Origin of the sequence: Streptomyces sp. NBC_01471 (assembly GCF_041438865.1) — a bacterium.
Lineage (GTDB): Bacteria > Actinomycetota > Actinomycetes > Streptomycetales > Streptomycetaceae > Streptomyces.
On the sequence record NZ_CP109450.1, the window covers coordinates 6,613,937 to 6,630,732 of the forward strand.

The 16,796-nt window shown below is 70.7% G+C and carries 12 protein-coding genes; 3 read left to right on the plus strand and 9 right to left on the minus strand.

Going from position 1 to position 16,796, the window contains the following annotated elements:
- Positions 1–23 precede the first annotated feature (23 nt).
- Genes OG285_RS29645 through OG285_RS29660 form a run of 4 tightly spaced genes read right to left on the minus strand, consistent with a single transcriptional unit; the run spans position 24 to position 4,143 of the window.
- Positions 24–818: an alpha/beta fold hydrolase gene (locus OG285_RS29645; RefSeq protein WP_371792696.1), complete on the minus strand. Its 795-nt coding sequence runs from the start codon at positions 816–818 to the stop codon at positions 24–26.
- A complete protein-coding gene (locus OG285_RS29650; RefSeq protein WP_371792697.1) occupies positions 815–1,603 on the minus strand; it encodes an aspartate dehydrogenase domain-containing protein in 789 nt (262 codons plus the stop codon). The genes OG285_RS29645 and OG285_RS29650 overlap by 4 nt, the downstream gene beginning before the upstream one ends.
- Positions 1,600–2,601 carry a VOC family protein gene (locus OG285_RS29655; RefSeq protein ID WP_371792698.1) on the minus strand — a complete coding sequence of 334 codons (1,002 nt, stop codon included), beginning with the start codon at positions 2,599–2,601 and terminating at the stop codon, positions 1,600–1,602. Before OG285_RS29655 ends, OG285_RS29650 begins: the two co-directional genes overlap by 4 nt.
- A gap of 39 nt (positions 2,602–2,640) precedes the next feature.
- Positions 2,641–4,143: an aldehyde dehydrogenase family protein gene (locus OG285_RS29660; RefSeq protein WP_371792699.1), complete on the minus strand. Its 1,503-nt coding sequence runs from the start codon at positions 4,141–4,143 to the stop codon at positions 2,641–2,643.
- A gap of 277 nt (positions 4,144–4,420) precedes the next feature.
- On the opposite strand from OG285_RS29660, the gene OG285_RS29665 reads away from it, so the two are divergent.
- On the plus strand, positions 4,421–5,821 hold the full coding sequence (locus OG285_RS29665) for an MFS transporter (RefSeq protein WP_371792700.1): 1,401 nt from the start codon (positions 4,421–4,423) through the stop codon (positions 5,819–5,821).
- A gap of 83 nt (positions 5,822–5,904) precedes the next feature.
- Here the strand turns inward: OG285_RS29665 and OG285_RS29670 are convergent, their stop codons facing one another.
- The 5 genes from OG285_RS29670 to OG285_RS29690 all read right to left on the minus strand — a co-directional run bounded on the left by OG285_RS29670 (position 5,905) and on the right by OG285_RS29690 (position 12,114).
- On the minus strand, positions 5,905–6,963 hold the full coding sequence (locus OG285_RS29670) for an LLM class flavin-dependent oxidoreductase (protein ID WP_356829608.1): 1,059 nt from the start codon (positions 6,961–6,963) through the stop codon (positions 5,905–5,907).
- A 139-nt stretch (positions 6,964–7,102) separates the two neighbouring features.
- Complete coding sequence (locus OG285_RS29675) at positions 7,103–8,710, minus strand: glycerol-3-phosphate dehydrogenase/oxidase (RefSeq protein WP_356829606.1); 1,608 nt, start codon at positions 8,708–8,710, stop codon at positions 7,103–7,105.
- 5 nt (positions 8,711–8,715) lie between these two features.
- A complete protein-coding gene (glpK, locus tag OG285_RS29680; protein ID WP_371792701.1) occupies positions 8,716–10,245 on the minus strand; it encodes a glycerol kinase GlpK in 1,530 nt (509 codons plus the stop codon).
- A 44-nt stretch (positions 10,246–10,289) separates the two neighbouring features.
- Entirely contained in the window at positions 10,290–11,066 is a 777-nt protein-coding gene (locus OG285_RS29685) for an MIP/aquaporin family protein (RefSeq protein WP_371792702.1), read from the minus strand.
- Between the two features lie 283 nt (positions 11,067–11,349).
- Positions 11,350–12,114 carry an IclR family transcriptional regulator gene (locus tag OG285_RS29690; RefSeq protein WP_371792703.1) on the minus strand — a complete coding sequence of 255 codons (765 nt, stop codon included), beginning with the start codon at positions 12,112–12,114 and terminating at the stop codon, positions 11,350–11,352.
- Positions 12,115–12,354: 240 nt separating this feature from the next.
- On the opposite strand from OG285_RS29690, the gene metH reads away from it, so the two are divergent.
- The gene (gene metH, locus OG285_RS29695; RefSeq protein WP_371792704.1) at positions 12,355–15,870 is read left to right on the plus strand and encodes a methionine synthase; all 3,516 of its coding nucleotides are present in this window, start codon (positions 12,355–12,357) and stop codon (positions 15,868–15,870) included.
- A 188-nt stretch (positions 15,871–16,058) separates the two neighbouring features.
- The gene (locus OG285_RS29700) at positions 16,059–16,772 is read left to right on the plus strand and encodes an HAD family hydrolase (RefSeq protein WP_371792705.1); all 714 of its coding nucleotides are present in this window, start codon (positions 16,059–16,061) and stop codon (positions 16,770–16,772) included.
- Positions 16,773–16,796: the final 24 nt, after the last annotated feature.

The following is a 16,796-nucleotide window of genomic DNA, read 5'->3' on the forward strand; positions in this document are numbered from 1 at the left end:
GGGGTGATGCTCGGGCCGCTCGGTCATTCGGGGATCTGTGCGGTGATCCGGAGGTGGGAGAGGACCCAGGCGTCGAAGGCCCTGGGCTGCTCCTGATTGGCCAGGTGACCGGCGTCCTTGACGATCACGTAGGCGGACTTGTGGAGGGAGCCCGCGATGAGCTGGCTCGCCCCGACGCCGGTGATCCGGTCCTGGTCACCGCAGATGACCAGGGCGGGGGCGGTGATTCCGGCGAGTTCGGCCCGGAGGTCGGCCGCGGCCATCGCCTCCGTCGCGTAGCCGTAACCGGGCAGCCGGACGGCGCCTGCCATGGTGTCGACGACCCGCCGCACCAGATCCGGGGGCGCCGCGGCGGAGACGAGCCGGGGGCCGCGCTGTTCCGCGAAGGCCCGCGGCCCGGCTGCCGCCAGTTCGGCCGCCCGTCCGCGCATCGCCGCGGCCTTCGCCGGATCGGTGCCCGAGCCGGCGCTGGAGCCGGCGACGATCAGTGAGGCGACGAGCCCGGGGTGGCGGGAGGCCAGCCGCAGCGCGATGACCCCGCCCCAGGAGACGCCCAGCACATGGGCGCTGCCACCGCGCTCCTCGATCAGAGCGGCCGCCGCGTCCGCGTAACCGTCGAGCGTCAGGGGGCCCTGCGGGTCGGGTGACGCCGCGTAGCCCGGCGCGTCCCAGGCCACCACCCGGACGTACGCCGAGAGTTCGTCGAGCTGCGGGGCGAAGGCGGCCGAAGAGGAGCCGATGCCGTGCAGACAGAGCAGCAGCGGGCCCTGCGTCCCGGCCTCCGTCACGTGCGGGCCGGTCACCGGTGCGGCGGTCACAGGATCTGCCCCGTCCGCCCGGCGACGGCCGCGATGCTGCGCAGCACCGCGTACGGCACGATCCGGCTGGTGGCGGGGTTGCCCGGGTCGGGCAGGTGCGCGACCTCGAAGCGGTACGCCCCCTGCGGGCCCTCCGCCTCGATCAGATGACGGGTGCGGTCGGCGCCCGGGTCGGCGACCACCCGGACCCGTACCGCGTCCAGGTCCCCCACGGCGAGGGCCACCGAAGCGGCCACATTGGTCGACTTGGGGAATTTCACCGGGATGTCGCGTGCGGTGCCCGCCATGACCTCCACGGGACCGGTCGCCGACCGCAGTCGGCTCAGCAACTCCGCGTCCATCCAGGGCTGTTCCAGCGTCGACGGCAGTTTGGTGGTGGTCAGCCGTACGTCGTGCAGCGGTCCGAGGCCCCGGGCCGCCTGGAGCAGATCCAGGCCCCCGACGGCGCCCGCCGTGACGTACACCCGGCCCGGCCCGGCGTCCAGCAGCCGCTTCGTCAGCTCCTCGTCGGTGAGCGCCCCGGCCGACGCGATCAGCAGATCCGTCCCGGACCGCAGGATGCGTTCGGCCCACTCCCGTACGACGCCCTGGCCCGCCGCCTCCACGATCAGATCGCAGCGCTCCAGGGCCTCCTCGAACGTCAGCTGTGGGGCGGGCGCCTCGCCGATCGCGCGGTTGTCCACCACGCAGACCAGTTCGGCCCCTTCGACGGCACCCGCGGCGAGTGCGGTGCCCACGGTGCGGCCGATGGCGCCCCAGCCGACGAGTCCCACGCGGCGGGTCATACCGGGACCTCCTCGGTGTCGGTGGTGAACGGGCCTGTGCTCGTGGTGGTCGGGCTCGTGGTGGTCGGGCCTGCGGTGGACGGGCCGGTGGCGAGCGGGCCGGGGTCGGGGGTGCCCGCCATCCGGTCGCGGATCTCCGCCGACGGCGGTCCTGCCGTCCCCCAGAGGTCGGACAGCTCGGGGGTCCGCCGCCAGACCCGGGCGATCCACGCGTCCTCCACGATCTGCGCGACCTCCGACGTGTACTCGCAGACGAGCCCGGCCGGGTCGGTGAAGTACGAGAAGGTGTTGTCGCCGGGACCGTGCCGGCCGGGGCCCCACTGCGGGACGATGCCGTGGTGGCGCAGGCGGCCCAGTCCCCGCATGAAGTGGTCGACCGAACTCATCTCGTACGCCACGTGGTTCAGCGAGGCCCACTCGGCCTGGTTGAAGGCGATGCAGTGGTGGTCGGCGTTGCACCGCAGGAACGCCATCCGGTGCTCGGACCAGTCGGAGACCCGCAGGCCGAGCACGTCGCGGTAGAAGGCGACGGACGCGTCGATGTCGGTGGTGTTGAGCACGGTGTGGGTGACACCGACCGGCACCGAGCCGTCCCGGCCGCGCGGTGCGACCGCCTCGACCTCGGCGCTGATCTCGATCAGCCGGTGCTCGGGGTCGGTGAAGCGCAGGCCGTAGCCGCCGCCCACCTGGTCGAGCGGGCCGGGGCCCGCGACCGGGGTGATGCCCCGGGCGAGCAGCCGCCGGGCGGCCTCGTCCACGTCGGCCGGTGTCGCGACGGCGAAGGCGATCCGGCCGAGGCCGGTGCGGTCGGCGCGGGTGAGGTGCAGGACGTGGTGCTCGGTACCGGTGCCGCGCAGCCAGCGCGCACCGGGGCCGGACTCGACGCTCTCCAGGCCCCAGACCTCCTGGTAGAAGTCGGCGGTCTCGGTGAAGGCGGGCGTGAGCAGCTCGACGCTGCGCAGCGACCGCAGCCGGGCGATGGGGGGTTGTTGGGGCATGACTGTGTCTCCAGACGGGCTGTGGCGACCGGACAGGGCCTACGGGGCGGCCCAGGGGAGGGGGGCGTCCGACGTGCCCCAGTACAGGGACTTCTGGTGCTGGTAGGCGCGGATGCCGTCGCGGCTCTTCTCCCGCCCGAGCCCGCTGTCCTTGAGGCCGCCGAAGGGGGTGGCGATGCTGAACTGCTTGTAGGTGTTGATCCAGACGGTGCCCGCCTCGACCCGGCGGGCGATCCGCCAGGCGGCCCGGTGGTCACGGGTCCAGATGCCGCAGGCCAGCCCGTACACCGAGGCGTTGGCCTGTCGGACGAGGTCGTCCTCGTCGTCGAAGGGCAGCGCGGCGAGCACCGGCCCGAAGATCTCCTCCTGGCAGGTGCGCGAGGAGTTGTCCAGACCGTCCAGGACGGTCGGCAGGTAGTAGGCGCCGTCCCGGTACGCGTCGCCCGGCGGCACCGAGCCGCCGCAGAGCACCCGGGCCCCCTCGGCGCGCGCCAGGTCGACGCGGGCCGCCACAGAGTCCCGGTGCCGGTGGTGCACCAGCGGGCCGACCTGGGTGTCCGGCGCGGTTCCGGGTCCGACCCGCAGCTTCCTGGTCCGCTCGACGAGTTCCCCGACGAAGGTGTCGTGGATCTCCCGCGCCACGAAGAGCCGTGAACCGGCGACGCAGGACTGGCCGCTGGAGGAGAAGACCCCGAACATGACTCCGGCCAGGGCCTGCTCGATGTCGGCGTCGGCGAGCACGATCGTCGGTGACTTGCCGCCGAGCTCCAGCGAGACGGGCATGATCCTCTCGGCCGCGGCGTGCGCGATCGTCCGTCCGGTGTCCGTACCGCCGGTGAAACTGACCTTTCCGGTACGGGGATGGCGCACGATGGCGTCGCCCACGACGCTGCCGCGCCCGGGAAGCACCGACAGCAGCCCGGCGGGCAGGGAGAGTTCGCCGAGGGCGCGGGTGATCAGGCGGCCCAGCGCGAGCGAGACCAGCGGGGTCCACTCGGCGGGCTTCAGCAGGACCGCGTTCCCGCCGGCCAGGGCGGGCGCGAGCTTCTGCGCGTCACTGGCCACCGGTGAGTTCCAGGGGTTGATCGCACCGACGACACCGATCGGTTCCCAGGTGCTCATCGTGAGGTAGTCGCCGCGCGAGGGGGTGATCGCCTCCTCGGCGGTCTCCAGCGCGGCGGCCGTGTACCGGAAGGTCCCCGCCGCACTGGCCACCAGCGCGCGGGTCTCGGTCAGCGCCTTGCCCGTGTCGGCGGTCTGGAGCGCGGCGAGGTGTTCGGCTGCGCCCTCGGTCAGCTCGGCGATCCGGTGCAGCAGCCGGGCGCGCTGATGGGGCAGGAGCGCGCGCCAGGCCGGGTCGGCGGCGGCGCGGGCCGCGCCTTCGGCGGCCTCGTCGACCTCCGCCACGGTCACGGCGTGCACGGTGGCGAGCACCTGGCCGGTGGCCGGGTCGACGGTCTCGGCCGGGGCGCCGGCGCCGCGGCGCCACACGCCGGCCACGAGCGCTTCGTCGGGTACTTCGGCAGCAGGGGACCGGGGCATGCGGGAGCCTCCTGGCTGAACGGGGTTGGGTGGGGGCTTACTTGGGTCAGGGCTAGGAATCTAAGGGCTTAAATATCTCAGCGCAACCCCCCAATTCTCTGGTGATTTACCTGTGCAGACCCTTGACGGCTTCCGGTATGCGGGCGGTACAACTTAAGCGCTAAGAAACTTTGGCCTAACGCGCTTCGTAGCCCGGGTTGCGGACAACCCCCGTGGGACACCGCGTTCTTCTCGCCTCGCCCTCGCCCCTCAGCCGTGGAGTCGGAGGACCCCGCATATGACGATCGACGCTTCAGCGGACCGAGCCGTCCGGGCGGCCGTCGCCGCCCGTTTCGAACGGCTCCCGATGAGCCGCTGGCATGTCACCGTCCGGCTCATCGTGGGCGCCGTCACCTTCTTCGAGGCGTTCGACCAGCTCCTCATCGCGTACGCGATGCCGCAGCTGCGCCACGAGTGGCAGCTGACCGACTCCGCGTCCACCTGGCTGCTCACCGTCGGATCGGTCGGGATGCTGATCGGTGCGGTGCTGTCCGGGCGGCTCGCCGACCGGATCGGCCGGGTCAAGGTCATCGCCCTGTGCGTGGCCGTCTCCAGCGTCGCCAATCTCGCCCTGGCCGCGACCACGTCGTCGGGCTCCTTCATGGCGGTGCGCTTCGTCCAGGGCCTGGCCATCGGAGGCGAGGTCCCGGTGGCCGCCACCTTCATCGCCGAGATCACCCGCAGCCACCGGCGGGGGCGGTTCGTCCTGCTCTACGAGCTGGTCTTCCCGGCCGGACTCACCGTGGGCGCGCTGGTCGCCGCCTGGGTGGTGCCGCTGCTCGGCTGGCGCTGGATGTATGTGCTGGCCGCCGTACCGGGGGTGCTGTGCGTCCTGGTGCAGCGTGCCGTACCGGAGTCCCCGCGCTGGCTCGCCGAACACGGCAGGGCCGAGGAGGCGGCCGAGGTCATGACCAGGATCGAGGCCGAAGTCCAGCGCGCCACCGGGAAACCGCTGCCACCGGTCAGCGAACCGCCGCCGGACGGCGCGGGCACGGCGCCCGAACCGGTTCCGGAGGCGGGGGCGAGCGGTCTGCGCGGGCTGTTCACCGGCCGCTACCGCCGCCGCACCCTGGTGATCGGAGCCCTCTGGTTCACCGGCTACTTCGTCAACTACGGCATCACGTCGTGGCTGCCGACGATCTACCAGAACCGCTACGGCCTCTCGCTCTCCGCCGCGCTCCTCTACTCGACGATCACCGCCTGCGCGGGACTCGCGGGCTGTCTGGCGGCCGCGCTCACCGTGGACAGGGCCGGACGCAGGCGCGTCATCACCGTCTGCCTATCCGGAGCCGCCGTGGTGCTCTTCGTCCTCGCGTACCTCGGTGCCCGGACACCGCTCCAGGTGATGGTGTGGACCTCGCTCGCCGCGGTCTTCTTCTTCGGCTCCAACATCTGCCTCTACCTCTACACACCCGAACTGTTCCCGACCCGGATGCGGGCCCTGGGCAGCAGCGTGGGCGGCGCGATGAACCGGCTCGGGGTGATCCTCGGCCCGATCGCCGTCGGCACGGTGTACGCCGGGGGACAGGTCTCCCCGGTCTTCGTGGTGCTGGGCGCGGTGGCCCTGGCGGGCGCGGCCGTCGCGGTGCTCGGCGCGGAGGAGACGGCGGGGCGGCGCCTGGAGGAGGTCTCGCCCTGAACCGCCGCCGCCCTGAACCGATCCGGCCGCCCTGAAGGGCCCTCCACCGCCCGCCGCCCGGACCGGTGGGTTCCGGTCGGGCCTCACTCCCAGAGGGTCGACGGCGCCTCCTTCCGCACCACCGGGGCGATCTCCTCCGCGAACCGCTGAAGTGTCTCCAGCTGCTCCCCGCGCGCGAGCCCGAATCCGTCGACGCTGATGGACTGGAGGTCGTGCCGGTAGACCGCGTGGTAGCCGAGGATCTTGTCGATGATCTGCTGCGGGGACCCGATGAGCTGCGGGCCGCTCCCCATCGCGTCCTCGATGGTGCGGAAGGGGGTGTTGTATCCGGCTCTGCCCGCCAGATGGGGCTTGAAGGTCTGTGCCACCTTCGCCTCGTACAGCTCCTTGAAGCGTTCCACCGCCTGCTGCGAACTGTCGGCGATCAGCAGCCCGCCCGACCCGGCGGCGACATGGGCCCGCGCCGGGTCGTGCCCGTACTCCTCGAACTTCTCGCGGTAGTGGGCGATCAGCGCCGCATACGCCTCGCGCGGCTGGATGGCGTTGGCGGTGAAGAGCGGGTCACCGTGGCGCGCCGCCAGTTCGGGGGAGTTGAGGCTGGTGGCGGAGCCGTGCCAGATGCGCGGGACCCCGTCGTACGGACGCGGGAGGGTCGTCGCCCCGTGCAGGGCGGGCCTGAACTCACCTTCCCAGTCGATCTCCTCCTCGCTCCAGAGCCGGCGCAGCAGCTCGTACTTCTCCTTCTGGAGGTCCCACTGCCGCTCCTCGTCGAGCCCGAAGAGGTCGAAGTGCCCGGCCTCCGCCCCCTTGCCGACGACCAGCTCGACACGGCCCCGCGACAGCTGGTCCAGAGTCGCGTAGTCCTCGGCGACCCGGACCGGATCGAGGATCGCCACGACCGTGACCCCGGTCAGCAGTCGGATCCTGGAGGTCCGGGCGGCGAGGGCGCCCAGCACCACCGTCGGGCTCGACGAGAGAAAGGGCCCCGCGTGCCGCTCGCCGACCGCGTACCCGTCGAAGCCGAGCTGCTCGGCCGCCACGCCGACATCGACGACCTCGGCCAACCGGTCTGCGGCGGAGGGCAGTTCACCGGTCAGCGGGTGGGGGGCGTGGCTGATGAGGGAGAGCACTTGAAACTTCATGGTGCAACTCTGGTCGCCGCACATTGCGGCGCTGTGGCTGCCGTGTGGCACGAGTGAGGGGCGGCCCCGCAGGACCGCCCCTCACTGCTGTGTTCAGCGTGCTGCCGTTGTCAGCGCGCTGGTTGTCGGCGCACGGCCGTCACTTCTTGCCGAGCACGTCCTCGACCTTCGCGCGGACCTCGTCCGTGGCCAGGCCCCGGATGGTCAGCGTCGTACGGCGGCGCAGCACGTCGTCGGCCGTCTCGGCCCACTCGTGGTCGCGCGCGTAGACGACCTGCGCCCAGATCTCCGGGGCGTCCGGGTGGACCCGTTCGGCCAGCGCCGGGTCCTCGTTCGCCAGCCTCGCGATGTCGAAGGAGAGCGAGCCGTAGTGGGTGGCCAGATGGCGGGCGGTGTCCGCCGCCATGTGCGGCCCCGGCGTCCCGCCGTCCACCAGCAGCCGGTGCGCGACCGCCTGCGGGTTGGCGATGCCGGGCAGCGGCTGCTTCTTCGGCAGGTGCGAGATCGGCTCCATGTCGTCGCCGAGCGGGTGGCCGGGCAGCGCGGCCAGCTTGTTCATGACCGTACGGCCGATGTGCCGGAAGGTCGTCCACTTGCCGCCCGCCACCGACAGCATCCCGCCGCGCCCCTCGGTCACGACCGTCTCGCGCTTGGCCTTCGAGGTGTCACCGGGGCCGCCGGGCAGCACCCGGAGTCCGGCGAAGGAGTACGTGATCAGGTCACGCGACAGCTGCTGGTCCCGTACGGAGAAGGCGGCCTCGTCCAGGATCTGGGCTATGTCCTTCTCGTTGACCGCGACGTCGGCCGGGTCGCCCTCGTACTCCTCGTCGGTGGTACCGAGCAGCAGCTGGTCCTCCCAGGGGAGGGCGAAGGTGATCCGGTACTTGTCGATCGGCGTCGCCAGCGCGGCACGCCAGGGCGCGGTGCGCTTGAGCACCAGGTGCGCGCCCTTGGAGAGCCGGATCGAGGGCGCCGCGTTCGGGTCCTCCAGCTTGCGCAGGTGGTCGACCCAGGGGCCGGTGGCGTTCAGTACGAGCCGGGCGCTGACGCCGAACTCGCTGCCGTCGAGACGGTCCTTGAGCTCCGCGCCGGTCACCCGGCCCCGCGTGAAGCGCAGCCCGGTGACCTCCGCGTGGTTGAGCACGGTGGCGCCGGACTCGACGGCGGCGCGCACCGTCATCAGGGCCATCCGGGAGTCGTTCATCTGGTCGTCGCCGTAGACCGCGACGGCCTTGAGGTTGTCGGTCCGCAGCTCGGGCACGTCACGCTGCGCCTTCGCGGGGGAGATGACATGGCCGACACCGTCGCCGAAGGCGGAGAGCGCCGAGTAGGCGAAGACGCCCGCGCCGAGCTTCGCCGCACCGTGCGGGCCGCCCTTGTACACGGGCAGGTAGAACGTCAGCGGGTTGGCCAGGTGCGGGGCCACGTCACGGGAGACGGCGCGGCGCTCGAAGTGGTTCTCCGCGACCAGCTTCACGGCCCCCGTCTGGAGGTAGCGGAGGCCACCGTGCAGAAGTTTGGAGGAAGCGGACGAGGTGGCGCCGGCGAAGTCGCCGGCGTCCACCAGGGCCACCCGCAGCCCGGACTGCGCGGCGTGCCAGGCGGTGGAGATGCCCAGGATTCCGCCGCCGATCACCAGGAGGTCGTACGTCGCCTTGGAAAGCTGCTCCCGAGTCTCGGCGCGGCTCGGAAGGGAGCCGGAGGCCGGGTGCGTCCCGAGGGCCGGGACGCTCTGCAGGGTGGTCATATTGGTTACTCCTCGTCTTCGAGCCAGCCCATGGTCCGCTGCACGGCCTTGAGCCAGTTCTTGTACTCGCGGTCACGGACGGCCGCATCCATCCGGGGTGTCCACTCGGCGGCCCTGCGCCAGTTGGCGCGCAGGGTGTCGGTGTCCGGCCAGAAGCCGACGGCGAGACCGGCGGCGTAGGCAGCGCCGAGGCAGGTCGTCTCGGCCACCATCGGGCGCACCACCGGTGCGTCCAGGAAGTCGGAGAGGGTCTGCATCAGCAGGTTGTTGGAGGTCATACCGCCGTCGACCTTGAGCGAGGTCAGCTCGACGCCGGAGTCCTTGGTCATGGCGTCGCTGATCTCCCGCGTCTGCCAGGCGGTGGCCTCCAGTACGGCACGGGCGATGTGCGCCTTGGTGACGTAGCGGGTCAGACCGGCGATCACGCCGCGCGCGTCGGGGCGCCAGTACGGGGCGAACAGACCGGAGAAGGCCGGTACGAAGTACGCGCCGCCGTTGTCGTCGACCGAGGAGGCCAGCGTCTCGACCTCTGCGGCACTGTTGATCATGCCCATCTGGTCGCGCAGCCACTGGACGAGCGAGCCCGTGACGGCGATCGACCCCTCCAGGGCGTACACCGGCTTCTGGTCGCCGATCTGGTAGCCGACCGTCGTCAGCAGGCCGTTGTACGAGTTGACGGGCGTGCCACCGGTGTTCATCAGCATGAAGGTGCCGGTGCCGTACGTCGACTTGGCCTCGCCCTCGGCGAAACAGGTCTGGCCGAACAGGGCCGCCTGCTGGTCGCCGAGCGCGGAAGCCACGGGGACACCGGCCAGCACGCCCCCGGCGGCCGTGCCGTACACCTCGGCGGACGAGCGGATCTCCGGCAGCACGGCCGCCGGGATCTCGATGGAGGCGAGGATCTTCGGGTCCCACTTCATCGTGTGCAGGTTCATCAGCAGCGTGCGGGAGGCGTTGGTGACGTCCGTGACGTGGACGCCGCCGTTCACCCCGCCCGTCAGGTTCCAGATGACCCAGGAGTCCATGGTGCCGAAGAGGATGTCGCCTGCCTCCGCGCGCTCGCGCAGCCCTTCGACGTTGTCGAGCAGCCAGCGGATCTTCGGCCCGGCGAAGTACGAGGCCAGCGGCAGGCCGGTCTCCCGGCGGAACCGGTCCTGGCCCACGTTGCGGCCCAGCTCGCGACAGACCGCGTCGGTGCGGGTGTCCTGCCACACGATGGCGTTGTGGACGGGCTCACCGGTGTTCTTGTCCCACAGCAGCGTGGTCTCGCGCTGGTTGGTGATGCCGATGGCCTTGACGTCGTCCGCTGTGATGCCGGCCTTCTCGACCGCGCTCGCCACGACCTCCTGGACGTTGGTCCAGATCTCGGCGGCGTCGTGCTCGACCCAGCCCGGCTTCGGGAAGATCTGCTCGTGCTCCTTCTGGTCGACGGCGACGATCCGTCCGTCCCGGTCGAAGACGATGCAGCGGCTGGAGGTGGTGCCCTGGTCGATGGCCGCGATGAACGGCCCGGTGGTGTGAGCGTCAGTGGTCACGGTGTGCTCCGAAAGTCTGAGGGGTGGTCGTCGGTGCCGGGTGCTCACGCGAAGGCGAGGTTGTACAGACCGCCTGCGAGAGCGCCGCCTATGAGCGGGCCCGCCACGGGTATCCACGCGTAGCTCCAGTCCGAGCTGCCCTTGTGGGGGAGCCGCAGCAGGGAGTGGACGATACGCGGGCCGAGGTCACGGACCGGGTTGATGGCGTAACCGGTCGGACCGCCGAGCGACAGCCCGATGGAGACGACGACCAGCGCGGTGATCAGTGCGCCGAGGGTGCTCAGACCCTTGCCGTCCGCGCTCAGCCCCTGGGTCAGGATCGCCAGGACGAGGACCAGGGTGCCGATGATCTCGGTGGCCAGGTTCTGCGCCACGTTGCGGATCTCGGGCGAGGTGAAGAAGACGCCGCCCACCGGGCCGGGGCCCGGCTCGCTCTTCGCGGGGCTCTTGTCCAGCGCCACGATCTCCGGGTCCTTCAGGTGGGCCTGGAAGTGACCGTAGTACGCCACCCAGACGAGCGCCGCGCCGATCATGGCGCCGAGCAGCTGCGAGCCGAGGTACAGGGGCACGTCGCTCCACGCGGTGTCGCCCTTGACGGCCAGGCCTATGGTCACCGCCGGGTTCAGCTGCGCGCCGGAGATGCCCGTGGAGATGTAGGCGGCGGTCAGAACGGCGAAACCCCAGCCGAACGTGACGGCCAGCCAGCCCGCGTCCTTGGCCTTGGAGCGCTTCAGGGTTACGCCGGCGCACACGCCGGCGCCGAGCAGTACGAGTACGGCGGTACCGATGGTCTCGCCGATGAAGATGTCGGAGCTGGACACCCGCGACTCCTTTGTCCTTCGTCCAGGGGAAGCCGGACACCGGTTTCCTCCGGTCGTCCGCGCCCTCAGGTGAGGGCGTTGCCGGCCCTTTGGCACTGTCACACCTTAACGCCTATTTCCGGTAGGTGTTCGACAATGCCGACCGATGAACGGCAGTTTTGTCCTGCGGTCGGTAAAGGTCAAGAGGCTGTGACGTGAAACTCGATCAGGGTTTCCGCCGGGGCCTGATCGGGGGCGGCCACGGGCCGTGGAAAGGGCCCGGGAACCGTGCCCGCCGCGCGCCTCAGAAGCGGCCGGCGCCCAGATCGCGCGAGACGGAGCGGGCGCAGTCGCGCACCGCGGCCACCAGCTCGGGGCGCAGCTCCCCGTCCACGCAGACCCGCTCGACCGCACCGGTCACCGCGATGGCGCCCAGCGGCATCCTGCGCCGGTCGTGGATGGGGGCGGCCACCGAAGCCACGCCCTCCCAGGTCTCCTCGACGTCGGAGCCCCAGCCGCGCGCCCTGGTGAGGTCGAGCACCGATTCGAACGGCTCCAGGTCGCTGACCGTGCGCGGGGTGAAGCTCTCGCGCTCGGTCTCCAGGGCTTCGCTGTGCGCCACCGGGTCGTATGCCGAGAGCACCTTGCCGAGGGCGCTGGAGTGCAGTGGCTGCATGGCTCCGACCTCCAGCACCTGGCGGCTGTCGTCGGGTCGGAAGACATGGTGGACGATGAGGACGCCCCGCTGGTGCAGCACGCCCAGATAGACGCTCTCACCGCTGGAGCGGGCCAGGTCGTCGGTCCAGACGAGGGCGCGTGCCCGCAGCTCGTGCACGTCCAGATAGCTGTTGCCCAGACGCAGCAGCTCGGCTCCCAGCTGATAGCGCCCGGACGCCGGGTCCTGCTCCACGAAGCCTTCCTGCTGGAGGGTGCGCAGGATGCCGTGGGCGGTGCCCTTGGCCAGGTCGAGGGAGGAGGCGATGTCGGACAGCCCGAGCCGCCGCTCGCCGCCCGCCAGCAGCCTCAGCATCGCAGCCGCCCGCTCCAGGGACTGAATGTTCTTCGCCATTGCTGAGCCACCCTCCACGCTGTTCGGCAATGCTGAACACTATCGGTCCATGTCGACCCAGTGTCACGCGGAGTGCGGCCGGGCGGTACCCGACCCTTCCACAGTCCCCTGCGGTGGCAGGGGCGTCCGCCCCGTGGAACGCCGGCCCCGATCGGCGCCGTCCCCGTTACCCTGGCGAGGTGCGCCATCCTGCCGGAAGGCGCAAAGCCGACAGCCGTCGCATCCCAGGGAGTACATTCCATGGCCTCGTCGCCAGCCCCTTCCGCTGACAGCCGGACCCGAGCCGACGCCCTCCGAGAGGCACTGGCCACCCGCGTGGTGGTGGCCGACGGTGCGATGGGCACGATGCTGCAGGCGCAGGATCCCACTCTTGAGGACTTCCAGCAGCTGGAGGGCTGCAACGAGATTCTCAACGTGACCAGGCCGGACATCGTCCGCTCGGTGCACGAGGAGTACTTCGCTGTCGGCGTCGACTGTGTGGAGACGAACACCTTCGGGTCGAACCACTCGGCGGCGAACGAGTACGACATCGCCGACCGGATCGTGGAGCTGTCCGAGGCGGGCGCCCGTATCGCCCGGGAGGTCGCCGACGAGTTCGGCGCGAAGGACGGCCGCCAGCGCTGGGTTCTCGGCTCGATCGGTCCCGGCACCAAGCTGCCGTCGCTCGGCCACACCACGTACGACGTGCTGCGGGACGGCTACCAGCAGAACGCCGAGGGCCTGCTCGCCGGCGGCGCGGACGCCCTGATCGTGGAAACCACGCAGGACCTGCTGCAGACCAAGTCGAGCCTGATCGGCGCGCGTCGCGCGATGGACGCCCTGGGTATCGACGTGCCGCTGATCTGCTCGCTCGCCTTCGAGACGACCGGCGTCATGCTGCTCGGCTCCGAGATCGGGGCGGCGCTGACCGCCCTGGAGCCGCTGGGCATCGACCTGATCGGGCTGAACTGCTCGACGGGCCCGGCCGAGATGAGCGAACACCTGCGTTATCTGGCGCGCCACTCGCGTACGCCGCTGATGTGCATGCCGAATGCGGGCCTGCCCGTGCTGACCAAGGACGGTGCGCACTTCCCGCTCGACCCCGAGGGGCTGGCTGACGCGCAGGAAGTATTCGTGAGCGACTACGGCCTGTCCCTGATCGGCGGCTGCTGCGGGACGACGCCCGAGCATCTGCGCCAGGTCGTCGAGCGCGCCCGCGCCCTCACGCCCACCGTGCGCGACCCGCGCCCCGAGCCGGGCGCGGCCTCCCTCTACCAGAGCGTTCCGTTCCGGCAGGACACGGCGTACATGGCGATCGGTGAGCGGACGAACGCGAACGGGTCGAAGAAGTTCCGTGAGGCGATGCTGGAGGCCCGCTGGGACGACTGCGTGGAGATGGCGCGCGACCAGATCCGTGAGGGCGCCCACATGCTCGACCTGTGCGTCGACTACGTGGGCCGCGACGGGGTGGCCGACATGGCCGAGCTGGCCGGCCGCTTCGCCACCGCATCGACCCTGCCGATCGTGCTGGACTCCACCGAACTGCCGGTGCTGCAGGCCGGGTTGGAGAAGCTGGGGGGCCGGGCGGTCCTCAACTCCGTCAACTACGAGGACGGTGACGGGCCCGAGTCCCGCTTCGCCAGGGTGACCGGGCTGGCGAAGGAGCACGGCGCCGCGCTGATCGCGCTGACCATCGACGAGGAGGGCCAGGCGCGTACGGTCGAGCACAAGGTCGCCGTCGCCGAGCGGCTGATCGAGGACCTGACCGGCAACTGGGGTGTGCGCGAGTCGGACATCCTCATCGACACCCTGACCTTCACCATCTGCACCGGTCAGGAGGAGTCCCGCGGCGACGGGATCGCCACCATCGAGGCGATCCGTGAGCTGAAGCGCCGCCACCCGGACGTCCAGACCACGCTGGGCCTGTCCAACATCTCCTTCGGCCTCAACCCGGCCGCCCGGGTGGTGCTGAACTCCGTCTTCCTGGACGAGTGCGTCAAGGCTGGGCTGGATTCGGCGATCGTGCACGCCTCGAAGATCCTGCCGATCGCGCGTCTGGAGGAGGAACAGGTCAAGGTGGCCCTCGACCTGATCCACGACCGGCGCGCCGAGGGCTACGACCCCCTGCAGAAGCTCATGGAGCTCTTCGAGGGCGTCAACATGAAGTCCATGAAGCAGGGCAGGGCCGAGGAACTCATGGCGCTCCCGCTGGACGAGCGCCTGCAGCGGCGCATCATCGACGGCGAGAAGAACGGCCTGGAGGCCGACCTCGACGAAGCACTCCAGGACCGCCCGGCGCTGGACATCGTCAACGCCACCCTCCTGGAGGGCATGAAGGTCGTCGGTGAGCTCTTCGGTTCCGGCCAGATGCAGCTGCCGTTCGTGCTCCAGTCGGCCGAGGTGATGAAGAGCGCGGTGGCCCATCTGGAGCCGCACATGGAGAAGACCGACGACGACGGCAAGGGCACCATCGTCCTGGCCACGGTCCGCGGCGACGTCCACGACATCGGCAAGAACCTCGTCGACATCATCCTGACCAACAACGGCTACAACGTCGTCAACCTGGGCATCAAGCAGCCCGTCTCCGCGATCCTGGAAGCCGCCGAGGAGCACAAGGCCGACGTCATCGGCATGTCCGGCCTCCTCGTCAAGTCCACCGTGATCATGAAGGAGAACCTGCAGGAGCTGAACCAGCGCAAGCTGGCGGCCGACTTCCCCGTCATCCTGGGCGGTGCCGCGCTGACCAGGGCGTACGTGGAGCAGGACCTCCACGAGATCTACGAGGGCGAAGTCCGCTACGCCCGCGACGCGTTCGAGGGCCTGCGCCTGATGGACGCCCTCATCGGCGTCAAGCGCGGTGTCCCCGGCGCCGTACTGCCCGATCTCAAGCAGCGCCGGGTGCCCAAGCGGGACACCGCCGCCGTGCCGGAGGTCCAGGAGCCCGAGGGGTCCGTCCGCTCGGACGTCTCCGTCGACAACCCGGTCCCGGAGCCGCCGTTCTGGGGGACCCGGGTCGTCAAGGGCATCCAGCTCAAGGAGTACGCGTCCTGGCTGGACGAGGGCGCCCTGTTCAAGGGGCAGTGGGGACTCAAGGAGGCTCGCAAGGGCGAAGGCCCCACCTACGAGGAGCTGGTCGAGACCGAGGGACGCCCGCATCTGCGCGGCTGGCTGGACCAGTTGCACACCAAGAACATGCTGGAGGCGGCCGTGGTCTACGGTTACTTCCCCTGCGTGTCCAAGGGCGACGACCTGATCCTCCTCAACGACGACGGCAGTGAGCGCACCCGCTTCACCTTCCCCCGCCAGCGCCGCGGCCGCCGTCTGTGCCTGGCGGACTTCTTCCGCCCGGAGGAGTCCGGGCAGCGGGACGTGATCGGCCTCCAGGTCGTCACGGTCGGCTCGAAGATCGGTGAGGCCACCGCCGAGCTGTTCGAGGCGAACTCCTACCGGGACTACCTCGAACTGCACGGTCTGTCGGTGCAGTTGGCGGAAGCCCTCGCGGAGTACTGGCACGCGCGGGTCCGCTCCGAGCTCGGCTACGCGGGCGAGGACCCCTCCGAGGTCCAGGACATGTTCGCGCTCAAGTACCGCGGCGCGCGTTTCTCCCTCGGTTACGGCGCCTGCCCCGACCTGGAGGACCGCGCGAAGATCGCCGAGCTGCTCCAGCCGGAGCGGATCGGGGTCCACCTCTCGGAGGAGTTCCAGCTCCACCCCGAGCAGTCCACCGACGCGATCATCATCCACCACCCCGAGGCCAAGTACTTCAACGCCCGGTAGCCCGGTAGCCCGGTAGCCCGGTAGCCCGGTAGCCCAGCAGCCCGGTCGCTCGCCGGCGTCCGCAGATGCGCCGTATCGCAGCGCGCACCGGACCGTCCCGACGTACACTTATCGGTCCGGTGCAGGCCGGTTGCCTTCCCAGCAGGGCGGGTGACCGGCCTTCGTGTCCCACCAGGAGGTGTCCCCGTATGACCAGTACGGTTACCGCGCTCGATACCCGTATGGCCGAAGGCGCAGCTCTGCAGGCCGTCCTGCTCGACATGGACGGCACTCTGGTGGACACCGAGGGCATCTGGTGGGACGCCGAGGTGGAGGTGTTCGGCGCCCTCGGCCACCGGCTCGACGAAAGCTGGCGGGACACCGTGGTCGGCGGGCCCATGACCCGGAGCGCCGGATACCTCATCGAGGTCACCGGCGCGGACATCGCGCTCCCCGAGCTGACCACACTGCTCAACGACCGGTTCGAGGCGCGGATCTCGGGCGGGGTGCCGCTGATGCCCGGGGCGCTGCGGCTGCTCACCGAACTGGCCGCCCACGGTGTCCCCACGGCCCTGGTGTCCGCCTCGCACCGCCGGATCATCGACCGGGTCCTCACGTCGCTCGGCCCGGCCAACTTCGCCCTGACGGTCGCCGGCGACGAGGTGGCGCGGACGAAGCCGCACCCGGATCCCTACCTCACCGCCGCGGCCGGCCTGGACGCCGATCCGGCCCGCTGTGCGGTCATCGAGGACACCGCGACCGGAGTGGCGGCGGCGGAGGCCGCAGGCTGCCGGGTGGTGGCCGTACCCTCCGTGGCACCGATCGCCGCAGCGGACGGACGCGTAGTCGTCGGATCTCTGGAAGAAGTCGACCTGGGCTTTCTCAGGGCACTGGTCAACGGAATGCACCGAGCCGGACACTGAGCGTGCTGACTTTGTTTTGAAGAG